Here is a 22,115-nt window from a genome sequence, read left to right on the forward strand (position 1 = left end):
TAGTAGAGATGAGTAACTATATTACAGGTGCGACCACTGCACTGATCACTCCATTTAAAAATGGTACATTGGATGAAGCAACCTATGCAACACTGATCACAAGACAAATAGCCCATGGGATCGATGCGGTATGTCCTGTAGGAACGACAGGTGAGAGTGCGACGCTAAGTCATGATGAACACAAAAGATGTATTGAGATAGCTGTTGAAGTCTGTAAAGGCACAGAGACAAAAGTCCTTGCTGGAGCAGGAAGCAATGCGACGCATGAAGCCATTGACATCGCCAAACATGCTGAAGCATGTGGTGTAGATGCAATCTTCTCTGTGAGTCCTTATTACAATAAACCAAGTCAGGAAGGACTTTACCAACACTATAAAGCGATCGCTTCAGCAGTCAAAGTACCTTTTATGCTCTATAATGTACCTGGACGTACAGGTGTAGATATCTTACCCGATACAGTGAAAAGACTCTATGATGATGTAGAGAACATTATGGGTATCAAAGAAGCAACAGGGTCTATAGAAAGAACAGTAGAACTTTTGGCAAAAGTACCTGACCTCTATGTATTCTCTGGTGATGATGTTATCGATTTTCCTATTTTAGCCAGTGGAGGAAAGGGGATCACTTCTGTCACTTCGAACCTTTTACCAGATATGAAAGCAGAGCTTGCTCATGCAGCCCTAAAGGGTGACTTTGTAAAATCTAAAACCATTAATGATAAACTTTTTGAGATCAACAAAGTGCTTTTCTGTGAAAGCAATCCTATTCCGATCAAAGCCGCGATGTATATCGCAGGACTCATCGATACACTCGAATATAGATTACCTCTTGTACCTCCAAGCAGTAAAAATATGAAAAAGATCGAAGAAGTCATGAAAAAATACAATATAGTAGGAGCATAATATGTCAGAAATGAAAGGTAAAACACTTGTCATCACAGGAGCAACCAAGGGTATCGGTAAAGCCGTAGCTGAAAAATTTGCTCAAAATGGTGTAAATATCGCATTTACATATAACTCTAACAAAGAAGCTGCCGATGAGATCGCTGCAGACCTAGAGAGTAAATATGGTGTGAAGGCAAGAGCATACCCACTGAACATATTGGAACTTGATGAATTCAAACCGCTGTTTGAAGCGATCGATAAAGACTTTGACAGAGTGGATTTCTTTGTCTCTAATGCTATGATCTACGGCCGTCCGGTCGTAGGTGGTTATGGTAAATTCATGAAACTCAGACCTAGTAAAGGATTAACGAACATCTATACTGCAACCGTAGGTGCATTTGTACGCGGTTCACAAGAAGCTGCAGTACGTATGGAAAAAGTAGGTGGCGGTGCCATCGTAACATTGAGTTCAACCGGTAACCTTATCTACATCGAAAACTATGCAGGTCATGGTACCAACAAAGCAGCGGTCGAAGCTATGAGCCGTTATGCTGCTGTTGAACTGGGAGAAATGGGGATCAGAGTCAATGCTGTATCCGGTGGACCTATCGATACAGATGCACTAAAAGCATTTACAAACTATGAAGAGGTCAAAGCCGAAACCATTAAACGATCAGCCGTAAACAGAATGGGAAGCCCTGAAGACCTTGCCGGTTCTGTCTATTTTCTTTGTACGGATGAAGCATCATGGATCACAGGCCAAACACTTGTAGTCGATGGTGGAACGACTTTTAGATAAATCTTTATAAAAGAAGAGATAATGCCAAGTTCACAAATTTTTAACATTCCAAATATCTTAGCATTTATCCGTCTTCTTCTTGCTCCAGTGATGTTCCTTTTTCTGGTCAACCAGGATGCATCACTCTTTCAAGGTATACACCCTTCTTGGCTCAACTACTTTGCAGCCTTTATTTTCGTGGTAGCCTCTGCTACAGACTTTTTTGATGGTTATATTGCACGTACTTTCAACCAGATCACCACTATGGGTAAGATACTTGACCCTTTGGCAGACAAGATGCTGACTCTGGCAGGCTTTTTAGGACTCATGATGCTTGGCACTGCTTCTCCATGGGCCATCTTTCTTATACTCACACGAGAACTCTTCATTACAGGACTTAGGGTATCAGCCGTCAGCCAGGGTCTTGACATCGCTGCATCATGGATGGGAAAAGTCAAAACCGTCGCACAGATGGTCGCTATAGGTTTCTTACTGATGCAGTGGCCAGGTGCTACCTTGCTTCTGTGGATAGCCGTTATTCTTACCCTCTACTCTGGCTATGAATATGTCAGAGACTTCTTCAAACATACTTCTACCCATTAAATTGATTAAAAATTAATCACATTCCCGTTTATTTTCTGTTAACGTCCATGTTACACTTACTTATCCAAATTAAAAAACAAGGAAAAAACATGAAATGGACAAAATTAAGTTTAGTAGCAGCCTTAGCTGTTAGTTCGGCAGTTGCAGGTGGAGACATTGCTCCAGTAGAACCGGTTGTTGAGGCACCAGTCGTTAAAGCTGCATCAGCTACAACTGTTGCTGGTAAATTAACAGGATACTATATTACTGATGATAGTGAGGACATTGGTGTTTATGATGAGGATATGTTCGGAGACCATGCACAATTAGCTTTTGGTGCGACACTGGATGTATCTCACTCATTTACTGATTGGTTGACAGCAAACTTCTCAGCTGTTGGATACATTAACACAATGAACGAAGATACATATGGATACTTCGAAAGTGGTGATAAAAGAGGTGCTTTCTTCCAAATCGCTAACTTAACAGCAACCTATGAAGATACTACATTGGTAGCAGGTCGCCAATTACTAGGGACACCAATGCTACAAGGATATGATTGGTTACTTGCACCGGGTGCATTTGAAGCATATACTGTAATGAACAGTTCTATTGAAAATGTAACTCTCGTTGGATCATATGTAACTAAACACAGAGCTAACAATAGTGGTGAATTTGGTGATTCTCTTGATGGCGACAACTGGACAATTGGTGCAGCCTATGATGACAAAACGATCAGCGGTAGCGTTTGGTACTATGATATAGAAGCAGGTCAGTATTCACAAGTATATGTAGATCTTGGTTATGACTTTGGTTCATTCAAAGTTGAAGGTCAATACGTAGATACAAGCTATGATACTGCTGGAGTTGAAGATGCAACAGCATTTGGTATTATGGCATCTACTTCAGTAGCAGGGTTTGACTTGAGCGCAGCATACAACCGCTTAACTGATAACGGTACAGGATATGTTGGATGGAACGGTCTTTATACTAACCAATGGAACCTTACTGTTGCTGACCAATGGGCAGGTGAAGATTTAGATGCATTTAAAGTGGCTGCTGCAACAACGATCATGGATATCGCTGCAGAAGTTTCGTATGCAGACTATGACAATGGAAGTGAATTTGACCTTATTCTTGGTTATGATTTCACAGATGCGATTGATGCAGGTATTGTCTACACTAATACAGAAGGAAATTATGACCCAACTTTAGTTGCCGATTCAACTGATGTAAATCAATTTGAACTGTACGTAAACTACAAGTTCTAATCCAACATTGTAATCTCCTAAAAACCCGTTTGAATACACCACTCTCTTCGGAGAGTGTTCGGGCTTTATCCCAAATGATCTTCTCACAAATAACAGTACATACCTATCACTAAAACCTTTTAATAAATGTATATAGTTTGTCTTTTGCATTTTGTAAAGCAAGTATACTTTCATCAGTAATTTTTTCATCTACCACTATAGGAACATTTAATACACCACTTATAGATTCAATAAGCCCTTTTGTATCCTCTATCTCTACCAATGACTTCTCATGATACATTGCACCTTTTTCTTTCTCCCCTTCAAAATAAAGAATACGTTGCAGTTTTCCTTTTTGTTCGTTCAAAAGAATCTGATAGGCTTTCAAGGTACCTATGATATCTTGTACATGTGTATCTATCGTCTCCATCTTCTCTTTACAATCATCTTTTTGCACAGCATAAAGTTCTGCTTCAACAAATTGTTTGACAGCCAAATGAAGATTGCTTCTAGCTTTCAAACTCATCCGTATTTTATAGATAAAAATCATGGGCAATAATACTATCAATCCCAATACACCTGTACCAATGGCAACATCTTCCTGCACCCCGATAATAGTACTAAACCATGCTAAGACACTTTCTATCTGATTTTCTGGAGGTACTTTCCTGACATCAAGTATCATCTCTAACTTTTCAGTGGCTATATAAACCATTCCTACAGCCGTAGTTATTCCTCCGAGTAATGCATAAAAAAGTCCTGTGATCCTGCCACTTGAAATATCTTTAAGTCTAAAAGGCTTCCATTCTTCTTGAGTACTAAATACAACTACGGGCTTTTCTTCTTCCTCACATAGGTCCTGATACTTTAATTGCTTTAGCAAAGACACACTCGCGTCAAAACCACCTTGCTGCAGTGCTGATCTAGCCTCCTCATATGCTTTCAGATTAGATTCATACATACGTCTACAAGCATCTATACGTTTGGATGTATTATCCACTATATTTTTTGCTTTCTTGATAAGACTTTTTGCCTTACTGTACTTTGTTGTTTTTCCCGAGAAGGGACTAGGCTCAATAGGTGCTTCTACAGACTCTTTTTCTACTATCATTCCCTCCCTGACTTCTAAGGCTTCATCTTCATCGTTTGGTATCATATTTTCTTCTACATTTTTCTGTTCGCTCATCTTTTTATCCTTCTCATTTATTTTAACAAAAATTTTTCATTATAGTTTTAATCTATATCAACTTTTTACAACACTTGGATATAATTCATAATATTTGAACAGAGGAATTTTATGGGCATTATAATTGCACTTTTGGTCTTGTCGGTACTGATCTTTTTTCATGAACTTGGGCACTTTACAGCCGCACGTTTTTTTGGTGTACAGGTGGATGTCTTTAGCATAGGTTTTGGTAAAAAACTCTACTCCAAGATGATAGGGAAAACGGAGTGGAGTCTCTCAGCCATACCTCTAGGCGGATATGTCAAAATGAAAGGACAGGATGACACTGATCCTACTGCGGTCTCTTATGATGAAGATTCGTACAATGTAAAAAAACCATGGCAGCGTATCATCATATTATTGGCTGGACCTTTTGCCAATTTCCTGCTGGCTTTTCTACTTTACTTTGCAATAGCGAACATTGGTGTCCCAAAACTCTTACCATATGTCGGTGAAATAGGAAAAGATACGCCTGCATTCAAGGCGGGGTTAACCAAGGATGACAAGATCATTCAGGTCAATGCTCACAATATCCAGTACTGGGAAGAGATCGGGGAGAACATTAACGGTGATAAAGGTGACATTACCCTCATCGTAGAACGTAAAGAACAGCTCATTACACTGCAACTCATACCAAAGGTCATAGAGGACAAAAACATCTTTGGAGAAAAGATCACCAGACGTATCATCGGAATCAGTCCATCGGGACAACAAACGACGGTCTACTTCGGATTGATAGATGGATTGGTGTATGCATGGGATGAAACAAAAAAAGCTTCTTTGCTCATCGTAGAGAGTGTAGAAAAACTGATCACCGGAGTGGTCGGTACAGATAAACTCGGAGGTATCATCACTATCGTGGATGTCACTGCCCAAGCGAGTAATGCAGGTATACTGGCTCTTTTCTTCTTTACCGCGCTCATTTCGGTCAATCTTGGAGTACTGAACCTGCTTCCTATACCTGCACTGGACGGTGGGCATATTATGTTTAACCTCTACGAGATGTTAACGGGTAGAACTGCCAGTGAGCAAGTGATGTATATCATCACATTGGTAGGTTGGGCTATACTCATCTCTCTTATGATGTTAGGATTGTATAATGATATCAATAGACTTTGGGGATAAAAACCAAAACGGTCTAAGTGGTAGCATAGCCGTGCAGGCAATTCATTAGAAAAGGATAAGAAATATGATACTGGATAAAGAGCATTTAAGAGCAAATCTGGATGAAGTGATATGGAACATAGAACAAGCACGTATCGCAGTAAGTGAACACCACATTGTAAAACTTGTCACCGTGGCCAAATACACTGAACTGGAGAATATTGCTACACTCTATGAACTGGGACAGAGGGCCTTTGGTGAAAATCAGGTACAACAGCTCAAAGAGCGTATGCATGCTCTCGAGGAGCTTCCGCTTGAGTGGCATATGATAGGTTCGCTCCAAAAAAACAAGATCAATAATCTCATAGATCTACGTCCTACCCTTATGCAATCACTTGACAGTATAGAATTGGCAACAGAACTGAACAAAAAGCTCTTGGCAAAAGAGACAAAAATGCACTGTCTACTTCAGATCAATGCAGCCAATGAAACAACGAAATCCGGTGTAACTCCTGAAAGAGCTGTGGATATCTACCAAACGATCAAAGAGACCTGTCCTCAGATCAATCTCAAAGGCGTGATGACCATCGGTGCACACAGTGATGATACAAAACTGATACAACAAAGTTTTGAAAGCACATACAGTATCTATGAGAAACTAAAAAAAGAGGGGGCGACTGTCTGCTCTATGGGTATGAGTGGTGATTATGAATTGGCTATAAAATGTGGGTCAAATTTGGTAAGGATCGGTTCAGCATTATTTAAATAAGCTGTGACAGGTTGGAGTCTATCAAACCTGTAACCCCTTAGGCAACAGCTTCTCTACAGTGACTGCACACGCCGTAAAGATTGATCTGTTGTTTACTTATGGTAAAGTTCTCTTGCTTTGTGATAGAAGTAAAGAGTTCATCTGCAACCGTGTGTTGCGGTTTGTCTTCCACCTCTCCGCATTCTGTACAGACAAGATGTATATGATCTTCCTTTAAAAGTTCATATTTTGACTTTTTACCTGTGATAGGCACTTCTACAAGTACACCCTTCTCTACCATTAAAATAATATTTTTATAAACTGTTGCAAGTGAAAGAGATGGATGTGTTTTAATGACTTCTGCATAGATAGTATCAATAGAGATATGGCCATATGCTTCTATCTTTTCCAATATATTCATACGTTGAAATGTAGCTTTTAATCCGCTGCTTTTAAGTAGCATTGCATAATCTGTCATAATTTTCCTTTCAATGCATATATCAATGTACCGCTATACACTGATATATACATTCCCATCTTTAATGATGGGAACATATACACGATTATAGGTCGTTTTCGTGTTTTGCAAGATATTCAGCAACACCTGCAGTGTCTGCTTTCATACCTTCGTCACCTTTTTGCCAACCAGCAGGACAAACTTCACCATGCTCATTAGTAAAGAGCATTGTATCTACCATTCTGATCATTTCATCGATGTTTCTTCCAAGTGGAAGGTCATTGATGACGGCATGTCTAACAGTACCATCAGCATCAATAAGGAAAGAACCTCTAAGTGCTACTGCATCATCAAGAAGTACATCATAATCTCTAGCAATTTGCTTATTAAGGTCTGCTACTAGTGGCATATCAACTCTACCGATACCACCTTCAGCTACTGGAGTTTCTCTCCAAGCGAAGTGTGAGAATTGTGAATCTATAGAACATCCGATTACATTGATACCTCTTTCTCTGAACTCTTTAGCTCTGTGAGAAAATGCAATGATCTCTGATGGACATACAAAAGTAAAGTCTAATGGGTAGAAGAAAAGTACTGCACCTTTTTCACCTAGGTTTTCCATAAGATTGAAGTTGTCTACGATTGAACCGTCTGCAAGTACGGCTGTTGCTGTAAAGTCTGGAGCTTTTTTTGTTACTAACATGTTTTTCCTTATTGATAATTTTTATTAACAAGGAAATATTATCACAATATCTTTAAAAGGAAATTAAATTAAAAAGGAAGCAATCCAAATTTTTTAATAAACGCCTCATCTATATCAATAAGCCCTTTTTCCTGAAGCCTATCAAGTACCTCCTTTGTACAGAAAGTATCTCCGGGCCATTCTCTTTCATAGCCGTCTACTTCACTTTTATTCGTTCCATCGATCGCTATGAATGGTTTAAGTATGATATCACGACCTGCGTCTATATTGTTCACTACACGCCAGATGAGCATATAGGCATCATCCAGATCATTATTTGCATGGTCCACGATCACAAGCAGTTTGATATGCTTCTCAAATCCCTTGAGTTTGTGAATCAGCTCAAGTTGAGACTCTTGCTTATCCACACTGATCACACAGATCGGTGTTTTGGTCTCTGTCATGTATTGTTTCAGCCCTACTACACTGCTGCTGATCTCTTGTATCTTCTCAAGTAGCACTTCATCTGAAAGTAAGGTTTCTACACCGTTTTCTACTTCATCTCCTGTTGCATCCACACCCAGTTTACCACCGACGAACTGTTCAGAGGAGGAATGGTCAAGATGGTCCACGATACCTTGTGTAATGAGTACTTTACACTTATCGAGTCGATTGAGTATATGTACTGCCAGTGCTTTACTCTCTTCAAGTTCAGGTGCATCTTCTCCTACAAAAATAGCATGTTTTACAAAACTCATCTGGCCCACACCCCAGAAAGCATGCATGATTTGTTGTGCATGCCCTTTATAAAGTGTTTTTATCTTTGCCAGTATGAGGTTGTGAAACACGCCGTTTTCAGGCATGTTATAATCTATAAGATCCGGTGCCATAGGTTTAAGCATCGGTAAAAAAATGCGTTCAGTAGCCCATCCCATATACTTATCTTCCAACGGCGGTTTTCCTACCACTGTTGCCTGAAATACCGGATGTTTTTTCATCGTGATAGTCTCTACATCCATCACAGGGAAAGGCTCTTTCAGTGTATAATAACCTGTATGGTCACCAAAAGGTCCTTCAATCTCCATCACTTCAGGATCCACGAAACCTTCTATGACCACATCCACATCACGAGGGATATAAATATCATTAGTGATCGACTTCACCAATTGCGCATTTTTATTACGTACAAAACCATAGAGCAACAATTCAAACATACCATGAGGCATGGGTGCCTGTCCGCACCAGATATAAAGAGGGTCACCGCCTATAGCGACGGTTACAGGCATTTTTTTACCGGCCTTTTGATACTGGTCAAAGAAGTGAGAGGCATCTTTGTGTATCTGCCAGTGCATCCCCAGTCTCTTTTTATCATACTGCTGCAGTCTGTACATCCCGAGGTTTTGCATCTCGCCGTCAAGACTTTTTGTATAGACCTGTCCCATCGTAATAAAGGGTCCACCGTCCTCTTCCCAAGTCTTCAGTATAGGTAACCTGTCCAGATCCACCTCCTCTTTAGGAATGATGATCTCTTGACACTCTCCTTTGAACTTTAAACGTTTAGGAAATACATTTTTAAGTGAAAAGAGTTTAGGCAGCATTGCCAGCTTTGCTTTCAATCCTTTGGGTGGTTTGAGCTTAAGCAGTTCATCGATCCCCTCTGCAACAGTATCAGGATGTTTGCCGAAGATCTTTTCAGTCAGATCTTTGTTGGCAAAGATATTCATCAGTACAGGCATCTCATACGTTATGCCTTTGGCCTTGTTCACAGGATTGGTAAAAAGGATAGGACGAGAGTTATCTGTTTTTACCTCGACATAGGCAACATGAGGGATTTCAAGCTCCACATCAAGCGGTTCGTCTATGATCTTTAAGTTTCCGTTATCTTTAAGCCATTGTACTACGTCTTGCATTTAGTATTCTCTTTTTTTCTAAAACATTCGATCTATTAAGTATGTCCTACTTATAGTCTTTCTGGCATTTCATCTTTAAATGCTATTGCTTCTGCTTTTTCTAGTACCTCCAAAGCACCATCAGCGATCATCTCTTCAGCCAACTCTTGGCCTAACGTATCGCACGTACTTACCTTTGAGGTCAATGCTTTATGCATAATGTTTGTACCGTCTGGATATCCAAGCATCGCTTTAACGGTAATATCATCACCTGTAATGATAGCATTCACAGCTACGGGGGCAGAGCACCCTGCTCCTATTTTTGAGACAAAATCACGTTCTAGCTTTGTACAGAGATAAGAGTTCTCATCATTCAATGTCATGGCAATTTCACGGACCCTGTCATTATCACTCACGATTTCGATGCCCAGTGCAGCCTGCCCCATTGGCGGTATAAAGAAATCCAGCTTTTCAACAAAAGGAATATCCTTCAACAGATCAAGCCTATGCAGTCCTATATAGGCAAGTATGATTGCATCATACTGCCCCTCTTTAAGCTTTCTGAGTCTTGTATTCACATTTCCTCTAAGTTCTTTGACCACTAGATCCGGACGTTTTTCAAGCAGCTGCATACGTCTTCTTAGACTTGTGGTTCCTACCACTGCACCCTGAGGAAGTTCATCCAGACTTTGATACGTATGCGAGAGCAGAACATCACTCTGATCTTGACGTTCTGTAATGGCACACAGTTCCAACCCTTCTGGAATATAGGTAGGGACATCTTTGAGCGAGTGCACTGCAAGATGCGCATTCCCTTCAATCATCTCATCTTCCAGCTCTTTGGTAAAGTGCCCTTTCCCTCCTATAAGTGCAAGAGGTTTGTCCAATATCTTGTCCCCTTTAGAGGTGATCTTATTCAGTTCTACTGTGATCTCAGGAAAAGATGTTTCGATTCTCTCTTTAACGTGATATGCCTGCCAAAGGGCAAGATCACTTGCTCTTGTCGCGATAATTAATTTTTCCACTGTTACCCTTGTCTATTTCTGCATAAGGTAAAGCCTCATGCATATTCCCACTCTATTACTTTATGAGTTTTTTATACCCATCACGCATTTTGTCCCACTCACCATCTATATAGATCGTAGGTGTACCTGTGACCATCAGTTTACTAGAAGCCATTTCATCTGCCTGCATAGCTGCTTTCACCTCTTTTGCATCTACCTGTGCTGCTGTTACACTATAACCGGTATGGCTTTTCACTGCAGCAAGTATCTTCGACATGTCTGTCTCTCTTGGGTCGATCTTCAATGAATAGATCTTTTCAACCACATCTGTTTTACCTTCATGTTGTGCCACATGCATCACACGTGTCAGTACATCTGAAACAGGATGTATACGAAGTAACGGCAGGTGATAATAATAGACTGCAATCTTTGCAGGGTTCTCTTTAGATACTTTGAAGATAGCCGGTACTACTTCTTGACAGAATGGACATTGCGGATCAGAGAAGATCAGTATCTTATGCTCTGCATCTTTCTTACCAAACAGCAAATGCGCATCATCATAATAGCTCTGAGGGACACTAGGTTTGATCTCATCTCTATAGTCATTTCCGGTTTTTAGATTCACTAAATGTCCTGTAACAAGTCCATCTTTTACAAACATCATTTCGGGTGCATGGATCTCTTTTTTCTGATACTCCAGATCCATGGTCGTCAAAAGAATCGTCCATCCCGGTAATCTTTCATCCGTTTTAGACTCAAGCACGGTGACACCTTTGACTTTTACCTGCGGGTTTTTAACCACAGATCTCTTCACATATTTAACTAATTGTTTATTATCAGGCTGTGCATTTGCACTAAGAGTCACGCTTGCTAGAACTGTGCTCATCAATAATTTCGACATCAATGACATTATCATCTCCTTGTTTTGTAAAGTGTGTTGTTCCTTCGGGAGTTATTTTAGCAATAAATTGTAAATAAAGTGAGTAAAAAAATGCAATGACACCCAAAAGGTCACTAAATACTCCCGGAATAATGAGTAGTATCGCAGCAATAAAATAAGACATACTTGCATTTTGAAATCTTCTAAGGTCAAGTTTTCCCTGTCTCATTGACTGCATATTGCCCATCATCGTTTGTGATGACTTCTGTAAAAGCATCATGCCCAGAGCAAAACTCAGTACGATCCATACCACTGACCAAAAGAAACCTATGGTCTCCCCTGTCTTGAGCGAAAGGTAAAGTTCGATAAGAGCAAAAGGGATGATCAAAAATATCATATTAAAATCTTTCAGCCAGAAGTTCAGCGATGGTATCTACAGATACTTCTTCTTTCAACATACCGTCTCTGGTCATAAACTCTACGATACCCTCTGCCAGTTTCTTCCCTATGACCACTGCATGAGGTACACCGATAAGCTCATAGTCTTTTATTTTAGCACCAAATCTGTCTTTTCTGTCATCAAGCAGCACATCCACACCTTTGGCCAGCATCGCTTCATAGAGTTGTTCACCTAAAGTGACCTGTGTATCATCTTTGATGTTGGAGACGATGATCTGAAGATCGAACGGTGCAGACTCTTTTGTCCAGATACACCCCTTATCATCATGGTTCTGTTCGATGATGGCTGCAAGCAAACGGCTCACACCGATACCATAGGTTCCCATGACCATAGGCTGGGACTTCCCGTTCTCATCCAGGAAGTTTGCCGCTAATGGTTCAGAGTACCGTGTGCCCAATTGGAAAATGTGTCCGGCTTCTATACCCTTGGTATAACGCAATGAACCACCGCAAGAGGCACAAGTATCACCCTCTTGAACCGCCGAGATATCTGCGTAGGTTTTCTCTGTTGCACTAAGATCATCCATCCCTTCCAATGCACTGTCTACAACCAGTGTCTCTATCCCTGCTTCTTCTTCATATTCTACAAGGTCATTGGCATTGACCGCATTACATGCTTTCACATCCTGAAGTTCGACGGATGCAGGTAAAGCAAAATGCACGACTTTACTGACACCTTCATCATACAATGCTTTCATCGCAATCACTTTGATCTCTGTAGTAGCATCATAGGCTTTCGGTCTGGCTACAGCAGCCTCTATGTTAGCACCATAATCACAGCTATCACATACCACGATCGTATCTTCACCAGAGTCAGCCAATACCATAAACTCTTTACTTCCAGATCCTCCGATCGCCCCGGAGTCTGCATCTACGACCCTGAACTCCAGTCCAAGGCGTGTGAATATCTTTTTGTACGTCTCTTCCATCAAGGCAAACTCTCTTTGCATATCTTCTGTAGAAGTGTGGAAGCTATAGGCATCTTTCATTAAAAACTCACGTCCGCGCATCAGACCGAAGCGTGGTCTGATCTCATCACGGAACTTGAGGTTGATCTGATAGACATTTAAAGGGAGTTGTTTATAACTTTTCACTGTTTGTCTCACCAGGTTCACCATCATCTCTTCATGGGTCGGTCCTAAAATAAAGTCATTCTCCTTACGGTCTTTGAAACGTAGGAGCTCCTTACCGTACTTCTCTAAACGGCCACTCTCTTCCCATAATGCAGCAGGTGTAACAAAAGAGAGGCTCACTTCCTGGCAACCTGCTTTATCTAATTCCTCTTTCACTACTGCATGTACTTTATCAAGTATCTTTTTGCCTAAAGGCAGAAAATTATAAAGTCCGCTTCCCCCTACCGATTGTATGAATCCACCTCGGATAAGATAGATATGACTTGCCAATGTTGCATCATTGGGTGTCTCTTTAGTTGTAGGGATTAATAATCTTGAAAATCTCACGCGTTGTATCCTTTTGTATGATGGTCATTTTTATACTGTTTCAGGTCAATATTTTCTGTGTCTATATTGAACATTTTTTTGATCGATTCTATGCAGTTCGCATTTTTCTTCTCAGTAGAAGAGTGTCTCAGGTTCTGTGTCGGTGCATGTAAAAAACGTTTGAACATCTGCTCTGCCATTTTGCGCATATTTGCTTCGGCGTCTGCAGGTACAAAACCTTTTTTAAGGGCCCTTTTCATTTCAGCGTCTATGGCTTCATTGACCTGTTCTCTCATCTCTTTGATCACCGGTTCAATAGAGAGGGCTCTAAGCCATGCATAAAACTCTTCTTTATATCTCTCAACGATCTCTGCTGCTCTTACTGCCTGTTCTTCACGCAGTGCATGATTGTCTTGAGAGATGGTACGAAGGTCATCGATACGGAAAAGTTGTAATTTCTCCAACGTCATATCTTCGATATCTCTAGGGATTGCCATATCAAACCAGAGTCTTGGCAAAGCTTCATTCTCTATAAGGTCCTGGGTAATGATCGGTTCCCTGGCAGATGTAGCTGTAAAAAGCAGACGATAACGGTTCAGGTACTTTGGAAGTTTCTCCATTGTCGCTGCTTTTACATTTTCACCCAAGGTCTCTGCCAGCGCTTCGACCTTCTCTTGGTCTCTTCCCAGCATCACCACATCACAACCTGCTCTAAGCAGATGTTTTGTGGCCAAGACACCCATTTCACCTGCACCGACTACCACAGCTGTTGTCCCTGCCATACTGTCACCCAAAAGTTTATGTGCCTGTGCCACGGCAACAGAAGCGATCGAAATAGGATTTTGAGAGATATTCGTTACATTGCGTACTTCTGCTGCACACTTCACCGCATAAGAGATAATACGATTGAGTTTGCGTCCGGCCGTACCATTTTGATGAGAGAGCATAAATGCCTCTTTCACCTGTCCAGTGATCTGAGATTCACCTATGACCAGAGAATCCAGTGAAGAGACCACTGAAAAAATATGCTGTACCGCCTCTTCATCATCGTAACGTACCCCTGCGGATTTGATCTCATAAAAGTTCAGTTCGCTTTTTTGACTCATCAGTCCCAGGATCGTGTGATAACTGGAAAAATTGTCACGTGTTGCCAATACGATCTCAACACGGTTACATGTAGAAACGATAAATGCTTCATGAATAAACTCAAATTCGACCAGCTGATTGAGCATTTCAATTTTTTCTTCATCGTTGGCAAATGCCAACTTTTCTCTCATACCCTGATCACAGTTTTTATGGGAAAAACTCATCACTTGGTAATACATTAAAAATCCCTTTCTATCATCTGCATAGCGATATTTGAGAGTGCATCTTCACCTTTTTCATTCATCAAAGTGATCGCCTCTTCTATCAATAGCTTCGCTTCCTGATAACTTTTTTGTATCACGTGGTGTTCCTGCATTTTCGTTTTGATCCAAAGTTGTTCTTCTGCAGAGAGTTTTTTTGCATGTAGTGATTTCAGTTTCTCTTTTTCCTCACTCTCCAACACTTCATACAGATAGATATACGGCAGTGTGGTCTTACCCTCTTCAAAGTCATGTAACGCAGGTTTACCTAAAGTAGCACTGTCGGAGGTAATATCAAGCAGGTCGTCTATCATTTGAAAGGCGATACCCAGGTTTCTACCGTATCTCATATAGGCCTCTTTGGACTTACCGGCCAACAAAGCTGCAGCTCCGGCACTTGCTTCCATAAGAGAAGCCGTTTTTTGGTAGATCATTTCAATATAGAGATTTTTGTCCAGATTAAATGTTTTGGAAAGTGAAACATCTTTGAGCTCTCCAAGACTGAGCTGGACAACGGCATTGGAGATCATCTTTGCCACATCCGTACTAATGTTATTTAACTCTAAAAAACCTTTTGAGTAGAGAACATCACCCAGCATGATGGCTGTTTTATTGCCATAGAGTGCATTGAGAGAAGGTTTGGAACGTCTAGTATAGGCATCATCTATAACATCATCATGTAAAAGACTTGCCGCATGTATCATCTCAACAATAGCAGCAGTTTTCACAACAGAGATACTACCTCCTGCTATTTTCAAAATGAGCTTTGCACGCAGTCTTTTTCCATGAGGTAAATGGGCATAAAGTCCACTTACCTCTTTATCATTCAGGTCAGCTATAAATTGTTCTATTTTTCTCTCAACAGCACTTAGCACGTATACCGGTCCTTATTTACCATGGCTCTCAATGATGCTACCCATGGATGTATCCTAATTTATATAAAAGTCAATAATTATAGCCAAATAATGTTAATCTTTTTTAACTACCTATTTTACCCGATAGATCACTGCATACATCAAAGGCACATAGTAAAGGTTCAACACCGTTGCCCAGGCAATACCAAAACCTAGTGAGATAGCCATAGGCTGAAGTATCAGCGCCTGTCCTGAAGCAAAGAACATCAAAGAGGATAAGCCCAGTACCGTGGTCACAGAAGTCAATAGAATAGGGCGAAGCCTCATCCCTGCTTTTTCTTGTATCTGGGTAAAATTTTTACTTCCTTTGATGAAGTCAAGCATGATCAGTCCATCATTGACCACGACACCTGCAAGACCTATGACACCCATCATACCAGGCATCGTCATATTGATACCCATAAGTTTTGTTCCGACCAAGGCACCAAAAAGAGAAAGCGGAATCGTTGTCAGTATGATCAATGGCAAGACCAAAGAGTTAAACATCCAAACCAAAGTGATAAAGATCAGAAACAAAGCGATCATCAATGCCTGTCCAAGCTCTTTTTTTAACTTTGCATTCTCTTTTTCTTCCCCTTTGATAATAATTTTGACCCCTTCTTTTTGTATCTCATCCAAAAGTGGTTTTAACTGTTGCATGACCTCAACAGGCGTAATGATCTTCTTTTCCACTCTTGCATAGAGGGAACGTACTTTTTCACCATCCTCTTTAAAAATTTTGACAAAGCTTTTTTGATAGGTAAAATCGCAGATATTTGCTAGTCGTACCACTTGCTGTCCATCCGGGGTTGTCAGTTTAAAGTTTCTTATCGCTGATGCATCCTCCTTATAAACATCTTCTATCTTTACTCTGACCAAGCCCTCTTTGTTGAACATTTTTGCATACTCTGCCTTGAGAAAAGCACCCTTCAATACAGAGATCACATACCCCTCACTAAAACCTAACTGTTGTCCGTATTCATTGACACGCAGCTTGAGTTCACGTTCTCCTTCATTGGCATTGTCAGCGATATCTTCCACCCCGTTGATACTCTCAAGCTTCGCTTCTACTTTTTTCATGGCAGTTAACATTTTGTTTCTATCAGGATGTTCAAAACCGATCTCTATATCATTACTCACAATACCTGCCTGTTGTACATAGACATTGAACTCTTCATAGAGTTTTTCCTCATGGAGTTCTTGTGCTTTAAATTTGGGAACAATACGTTCTTGTATCTCCTTGGCGATCTCTTGAGAGAGTCTTTCTCTGATCATATCACTGCCGTCATACTCCAAAGAAAATATAGGATTGATATATTTGTCAAAAAAGTTTTCAGGTGCTTTTTCATGTAGATTGATAAAGATCTGGAAAAGGTTCTCACCTAACTCAAAACTTTGATCTTTGTTAAACTTAAACCCTATCACGGAAGTGACTGAATCCATCTCTTTTTCATCCAGTATCTCAAGCAGTGCTTCTTCTATCTGTGTGACATAGACTTCTGTGTCTTGCAGATCGTTGTTGATATTTACTTTTCCGTTCAAGTAGACCTGCTGTGCATCAAACTCTGGAAAAAGCTGAAACTTGGTGATCTTTGCCATACCCATAGTTCCCAAAACAATAAAGATCAATATAAGGGAAAGAGACCACTTCTTATATTCTAACAGTTTCTCCAAAAACCCTTGATACCATTTCACCCAGCTTTTCCAAAAACTACTGTCATGTTTCTCTTTTTTAAAAGTACCCATTGCAAAGAATTCTTTGGAATGCAGTGGCAAAAAGTAAAATGCCTCAAACAAAGAAGAGATGAGCAGTACAGAAATCATGACAGGAAGCACCTGCATGAACATCCCCATTTTACCACTCATGATCAGTAAAGGCAGAAAGGCAAAGACCGTGGTCAATGTTGCCGTAAGTACTGCTGGAAACATCTCAATTGCCCCTTCTATGGCAGCATCTCTAGGGCTCTTTCCCATCTCCATATGCCTATAGATATTCTCCGCCACAACAATGGCTTCATCTACCAACATCCCAAGTGCGATAAGAGCTCCAAGCAGCGTCAGCATATTCAAACTGTAACCTATCATATCCATAATAATAAGTGTAATGAAAAAACTGGCCGGTATCCCGATGCCCACTACCCAAGCGATACGTATGTTGACAGACAAAAAGAGGGCCATAAAGACCAGGATGAGTCCAAACAAAATATTGGAAGAGACAAGATTCAAACGGTTCTTGATCCAAATAGAGGTATCCGTATAGGCTTCAAATCTAACATCCTCATACTTTTCATTGAATTCTACAAGTATTTTACGTATCTCTTTACTCAAGGCAATGGCATTCCCCTCTTTACTTTTATTGATATTTAAAGAGATATTCTGTTTACCGTTATAGTGAGATATCTGTGTAGGATCACCTAATCCATAATAGACTTCGGCCACATCTTTCAGACGAAAACTTTTTCCGCCTACGCTCAGGAGTGTTTCTCCCAACGCCTTTGCACTTTTTTCACCGTTGATCGTAGAGATATAAAGATGGTCACCCTGACCGTCGAGTGTTCCTGCAGGGAAAATACTTGATATACTTGAAATAGCTTGATAGACTCCGGATTTATCCAGACCATACGCATCCAGCTTTTTTTGATCCAAGGTAATGATCACTTCTTCATCTGTATCTCCCCGTATCTCTATACTGCTAAGGTCATGGATCAGTGCAAGTTTACTTTTCAATGCATCTGCTGCATCAATGAGGGCTTTTTTCTCCACATTACCTGAAACTGCTACAAGCAGAAGCGGATATTCATGGACCACGATACGTGCAATAGGTTCGTCCATATCGGCAGGAAGATCACGTCTTGTTTTTGAGATGATATCTTTCACATCCGAAAGGACCAACTGGGTATCACTGCCGGGTTTAATATCGGCATTGATACTGAAACTGCCATTTTGTATACTGGTGTAAAGGGTATCTATTTCTGGAAGACTTTTGAGTTCATCCTCTATGCTTGTGACAACCATTTTGTCCAACACATCAGCACTTGTACCGACATATCCCCCCTGGACCGATATCTGATCAAGGGTAGAAGGAGGGAATATCTCTTTTGCAATGTTCTGATAGGCAAAAACAGAGAGCACCAACATGAAAGCCATCAAAATATGGTTGATAATGGGCTTATCTACTGCGAAACGGATAAAACTACGTATCATACTGTTTGCTTCTCATCGTCAATTGTCCTGTATGACAAAAATGGTATCTGTGACCCTGTTCTTAAACTTCAATGCCTCTACACTCTGTTGAAGCATCACATTTTCTGCTTTAAGTACTGAAACTTCACGTGTCATTTTGTTCACAACCTTACTCTCATAATAGATCTGATTACTCAAGTAGATCTTAATGCTTGTCAAGATCAGTACAATGGCTATTGACATCAATATGACCGTTGCCATACCAAAAGTAATACCGTTCGGCTTCAGTTTTTTCTTTTTACTTGCCATTATCACTGTCTTTTTTAAATCTGAAACTTCTCAGCTTTGCAGACCTGCTTCGAGGATTCACTTTGAGTTCCTCTTTGCTTGCTGTCACAGGCTTGGAAGAGAAGGCTTTACCCAAAGCATGGTTTTTACCGCAGGTACAGCGCATTGCCTGAGGATCACAGATACAATTTTGCGCCCATTTCTTAAAACGGTTTTTCACCAGACGGTCTTCCAAAGAATGAAAAGAGATGAGAGAAACCACTTCCCCCTTCACATGCTTGTGTTCCAAAGCATCCAGTAACCCTTCTATTTCACCCAATTCATTGTTAACTTCTATACGAATAGCCTGAAACATCAACGTTGCGGGGTGTATCTTTCCTCCTGCAGGGATCACGGTTTTTGCGATCTCACTTAACTCCTTAGCTGAGTTGATAGGTGCCTGTGCCCTTGCTTCCACCACCGCAGATGCCAATTTCTTAAAGGATCGTATTTCACCATACATATCAAAGATATATTCGAGTTTTTCTTGAGGGTACTCATTCACCACTTCATACGCTGAAAGTGGTGAAGATGCATCCATCCGCATATCCAGTGTTTCCGAGGTAAAAGAAAAACCTCTCTCTTGTTTATCCAGTTGTAAAGAGGAGACACCGAAATCTGCCAATACCGCTACTATCGGACTCTCTTGTAATGTAGGAAAAACTGTTGCAAACGTACCCTTGTAAAGTGTACTGCGTGCTTCATAAGGTTCTAGACGTTTTTTAGAAAAAGCCAAAGCTTCATCATCTCTATCTATCCCTATGTGTTTCAAGTTTTCATATTTGGCCAGTATTTCAGAACTATGCCCTGCATACCCAAGCGTACAGTCAACAAAATAACCTTCACCCACCCCCTTAAAACTTTCCAAAACTTCATCTAAAAGTACAGGTATGTGAGGGGTTTCCATCTGTTTCCTTCATTCTATAATCGTTTGATTTGAACCTTCTCATATAAAACCCATGATGAGCACCCAGGTTATTCAGAGGGTTCAACTATTTTAATGATATAATACCGAAATATTCCTAACTAAAGGTTACCCAAATGGTAGATAAGCATCTCATCGAAGACATTAAACATGTATCACTCTCCCTGTTTAACAAAAACTTCTTTGGTGTCTATCATGGCTCCATCTCAGCAAGAGTGAGCAGCAGTGGATTTATCATCAACTCTAAAGATACGATCCTAGATGAATTCACCGAAGATTCACTTGTGAAACTTGATTGTAAAAAGAGAGATTATCGTTGGAGTATGGCAAATCCTGATGTACATATCCATGAACATATCTATGAGACCATCCCCAATGCAAAATATGTCTGTTATACAATGCCTCCTTATGCGACAGCCTACTCGCTCAAACATGGGAAAGTCTCTCCACAAGACTACTTTGGCCAAAAGGTACTGGGCGAAGTCATCGTCTATGATCCCAAAAATATAGATGATTGGATGGAACGTGCACCCTACGAGATCCCACGGTTTTTCCAAAAACATGATACACACCTACTCCTTATCAAAGGGTTTGGACTTATTTCCTACGATAGGGACATCACAGAAATGGCAAAAAAGATTTCCATTTTAGAAAACTCTTGCAGATTGTTGGCTTTATCAGCAAACCTGTAAAGTATTCCCTCCCCTTTCTACTTCTCTATAGTGTGGCTATCTTCACGCTTCAAAGAGAGTAACTGCAAATAACTACCTTTTAAATGTCAACACTTCTGTAAAGCATACTTTTGTTATACTCTTCCAAATACTATCAAACATAGGATACCTGCTATGAATCAGACACAGAAAAGATTAAGCATCATTAACCATGCCATTTCCATCACTGATGTTGAGACCATACAGCTTCAGGTCTTAAAGTTGGCACTGCTTAAAACAGATGTGAAAATCCAGGAGATCGTTACAGCCATTCAGGCAGAGAATTATGCAAAAGCGCAAGGGCTTATTAACCAATATATTGAAACACCTACTGAGGACATCATTCAAAGAGCATCACAAAAAGCACAAGCCGCTATGGCAGCAGAAGAACAAGCCATTATAGATGAGTTCGATCTTTTTATCACATCAAACAGAAATGAAAAACCTCAAGAGATCGACATCAATGATTTTCTTCTTGATGAATACTCTGAAGAGACAAAAGTGGAAACAAAAAAAGTAGACCATAGTGATTTTGATGCCCTTCTCAATATCGACGTTGATCATGTATTGACTGACAACATTGAATTAGATGTGACACAAACTTCAACAAATACTTTCTTTGAATCACCCAAAGAGACAAATCATACAGATAAAGACACTTTTTTTGATAGTGAAGAGAGTGAAAAAGAAGAAACGATCATAAAAGAGTCAATGCCCCAAGAAGAAGAAGAAGAGAGTGAGACATTCATACAAAAAGATCTCCCCTCTAAAGATGAACCCCTCAAAGAGTTAAAACCTGCGATACATACAGAAGAAGAGACACGTTCACTCCACTATAAAGCCATTCCTTACATTGCCCAGAAACTGAACAGTATGAAAAAGCAATATCCGCTTAAAGATAGAACCTATGAAAAGTTTGATTCTGTAGAAAATCTCTTAAGAAAGATCTCACAAGAAGGTTATACTGAGGATGAGATAGAAGAAACGCTCACCACTATCAAAAAGTTGAGTGAAGAGAGTAAAGAGACTGAAGCTGCACAACTCCTGCTTGTCTGTGCTGCAACAGAATCAAAGTTTGCACAATTCATGTTGGCCCGGGAACTCTTTAAGGGCATTTTACTCACAAAAGACATAGCTGAAGCCTTTTCACTGATGCATAGTTTAGCCCTTGAAGACTACCCTGAGGCACTCTGTGATATGGCACAGTTTTATGAACACGGTATAGAAACGAACCAAGACAAAAAAAAGGCTGAACAATTCTACAAAGAAGCCATGGATTTTGGTATTAAACGTGCCCAAAAACATTATCAACGTTTACAAAAAGAAAACGGTGGTTTCTTTAAAAGGTAG

General features: G+C 40.3%; 21 protein-coding genes. 8 read left to right on the top strand and 13 right to left on the bottom strand.

Annotated features, from left to right (window positions below; translation table 11 throughout):
* Positions 1–8: 8 nt before the first annotated feature.
* The 4 genes from dapA to PF327_RS08620 all read left to right on the top strand — a co-directional run bounded on the left by dapA (position 9) and on the right by PF327_RS08620 (position 3,515).
* Positions 9–902: a 4-hydroxy-tetrahydrodipicolinate synthase gene (gene dapA / locus PF327_RS08605; RefSeq protein WP_289402170.1), complete on the top strand. Its 894-nt coding sequence runs from the start codon at positions 9–11 to the stop codon at positions 900–902.
* Position 903: 1 nt separating this feature from the next.
* Positions 904–1,683 (top strand): enoyl-ACP reductase, encoded by a 780-nt coding sequence (locus PF327_RS08610; RefSeq protein WP_289402171.1) that lies wholly within the window; start codon positions 904–906, stop codon positions 1,681–1,683.
* A 21-nt stretch (positions 1,684–1,704) separates the two neighbouring features.
* A complete protein-coding gene (gene pgsA / locus PF327_RS08615; RefSeq protein WP_289402172.1) occupies positions 1,705–2,265 on the top strand; it encodes a CDP-diacylglycerol--glycerol-3-phosphate 3-phosphatidyltransferase in 561 nt (186 codons plus the stop codon).
* 89 nt (positions 2,266–2,354) lie between these two features.
* Positions 2,355–3,515 (top strand): OprD family porin, encoded by a 1,161-nt coding sequence (locus PF327_RS08620; protein ID WP_289402173.1) that lies wholly within the window; start codon positions 2,355–2,357, stop codon positions 3,513–3,515.
* A gap of 109 nt (positions 3,516–3,624) precedes the next feature.
* Here PF327_RS08620 and PF327_RS08625 read toward each other — a convergent pair whose 3' ends face one another.
* The gene (locus PF327_RS08625; RefSeq protein ID WP_289402175.1) at positions 3,625–4,680 is read right to left on the bottom strand and encodes a plant Invertase/pectin methylesterase inhibitor family protein; all 1,056 of its coding nucleotides are present in this window, start codon (positions 4,678–4,680) and stop codon (positions 3,625–3,627) included.
* A gap of 111 nt (positions 4,681–4,791) precedes the next feature.
* Between PF327_RS08625 and rseP the strand changes: the two genes are divergently transcribed.
* Together rseP and PF327_RS08635 are read left to right on the top strand one after the other, a co-directional pair.
* Positions 4,792–5,844, top strand: a complete 1,053-nt coding sequence (gene rseP, locus PF327_RS08630) for an RIP metalloprotease RseP (protein WP_289402176.1) — start codon at positions 4,792–4,794, stop codon at positions 5,842–5,844.
* 64 nt (positions 5,845–5,908) lie between these two features.
* Entirely contained in the window at positions 5,909–6,592 is a 684-nt protein-coding gene (locus tag PF327_RS08635; RefSeq protein ID WP_289402177.1) for a YggS family pyridoxal phosphate-dependent enzyme, read from the top strand.
* A 37-nt stretch (positions 6,593–6,629) separates the two neighbouring features.
* Here PF327_RS08635 and PF327_RS08640 read toward each other — a convergent pair whose 3' ends face one another.
* From PF327_RS08640 to rsmH, 12 genes are all read right to left on the bottom strand, one after another.
* Entirely contained in the window at positions 6,630–7,049 is a 420-nt protein-coding gene (locus tag PF327_RS08640) for a Fur family transcriptional regulator (RefSeq protein ID WP_289402178.1), read from the bottom strand.
* Positions 7,050–7,134: 85 nt separating this feature from the next.
* The gene (locus PF327_RS08645) at positions 7,135–7,731 is read right to left on the bottom strand and encodes a peroxiredoxin (protein ID WP_008241803.1); all 597 of its coding nucleotides are present in this window, start codon (positions 7,729–7,731) and stop codon (positions 7,135–7,137) included.
* 68 nt (positions 7,732–7,799) lie between these two features.
* Positions 7,800–9,620: a menaquinone biosynthesis decarboxylase gene (locus PF327_RS08650; RefSeq protein ID WP_289402179.1), complete on the bottom strand. Its 1,821-nt coding sequence runs from the start codon at positions 9,618–9,620 to the stop codon at positions 7,800–7,802.
* Positions 9,621–9,670: 50 nt separating this feature from the next.
* Positions 9,671–10,624 carry a hydroxymethylbilane synthase gene (gene hemC / locus PF327_RS08655; protein ID WP_289402180.1) on the bottom strand — a complete coding sequence of 318 codons (954 nt, stop codon included), beginning with the start codon at positions 10,622–10,624 and terminating at the stop codon, positions 9,671–9,673.
* 55 nt (positions 10,625–10,679) lie between these two features.
* Positions 10,680–11,513, bottom strand: a complete 834-nt coding sequence (locus tag PF327_RS08660; RefSeq protein ID WP_289402181.1) for a DsbA family protein — start codon at positions 11,511–11,513, stop codon at positions 10,680–10,682.
* A complete protein-coding gene (locus PF327_RS08665; protein WP_289402182.1) occupies positions 11,458–11,880 on the bottom strand; it encodes an FxsA family protein in 423 nt (140 codons plus the stop codon). Before PF327_RS08665 ends, PF327_RS08660 begins: the two co-directional genes overlap by 56 nt.
* A gap of 1 nt (position 11,881) precedes the next feature.
* On the bottom strand, positions 11,882–13,402 hold the full coding sequence (gene proS / locus PF327_RS08670; protein ID WP_289402185.1) for a proline--tRNA ligase: 1,521 nt from the start codon (positions 13,400–13,402) through the stop codon (positions 11,882–11,884).
* A complete protein-coding gene (gene hemA, locus PF327_RS08675) occupies positions 13,399–14,706 on the bottom strand; it encodes a glutamyl-tRNA reductase (RefSeq protein WP_289402186.1) in 1,308 nt (435 codons plus the stop codon). The genes proS and hemA overlap by 4 nt, the downstream gene beginning before the upstream one ends.
* Positions 14,706–15,602, bottom strand: coding sequence for a polyprenyl synthetase family protein (locus PF327_RS08680; RefSeq protein ID WP_289402187.1), 897 nt, complete (start codon positions 15,600–15,602; stop codon positions 14,706–14,708). The genes hemA and PF327_RS08680 overlap by 1 nt, the downstream gene beginning before the upstream one ends.
* A 111-nt stretch (positions 15,603–15,713) precedes the next feature.
* Positions 15,714–18,824: an efflux RND transporter permease subunit gene (locus PF327_RS08685; RefSeq protein WP_289402188.1), complete on the bottom strand. Its 3,111-nt coding sequence runs from the start codon at positions 18,822–18,824 to the stop codon at positions 15,714–15,716.
* Positions 18,825–18,842: 18 nt separating this feature from the next.
* Positions 18,843–19,112 carry a hypothetical protein gene (locus PF327_RS08690; RefSeq protein ID WP_008241785.1) on the bottom strand — a complete coding sequence of 90 codons (270 nt, stop codon included), beginning with the start codon at positions 19,110–19,112 and terminating at the stop codon, positions 18,843–18,845.
* Positions 19,102–20,037: a 16S rRNA (cytosine(1402)-N(4))-methyltransferase RsmH gene (gene rsmH / locus PF327_RS08695; RefSeq protein ID WP_289402190.1), complete on the bottom strand. Its 936-nt coding sequence runs from the start codon at positions 20,035–20,037 to the stop codon at positions 19,102–19,104. The genes PF327_RS08690 and rsmH overlap by 11 nt, the downstream gene beginning before the upstream one ends.
* 134 nt (positions 20,038–20,171) lie before the next feature.
* Between rsmH and PF327_RS08700 the strand changes: the two genes are divergently transcribed.
* A complete protein-coding gene (locus tag PF327_RS08700) occupies positions 20,172–20,747 on the top strand; it encodes a class II aldolase and adducin N-terminal domain-containing protein (protein WP_008241781.1) in 576 nt (191 codons plus the stop codon).
* Positions 20,748–20,900: 153 nt separating this feature from the next.
* Entirely contained in the window at positions 20,901–22,115 is a 1,215-nt protein-coding gene (locus tag PF327_RS08705) for a tetratricopeptide repeat protein (protein WP_289402191.1), read from the top strand.

The organism is Sulfurovum xiamenensis (assembly GCF_030347995.1).
Taxonomy (GTDB): domain Bacteria; phylum Campylobacterota; class Campylobacteria; order Campylobacterales; family Sulfurovaceae; genus Sulfurovum; species Sulfurovum xiamenensis.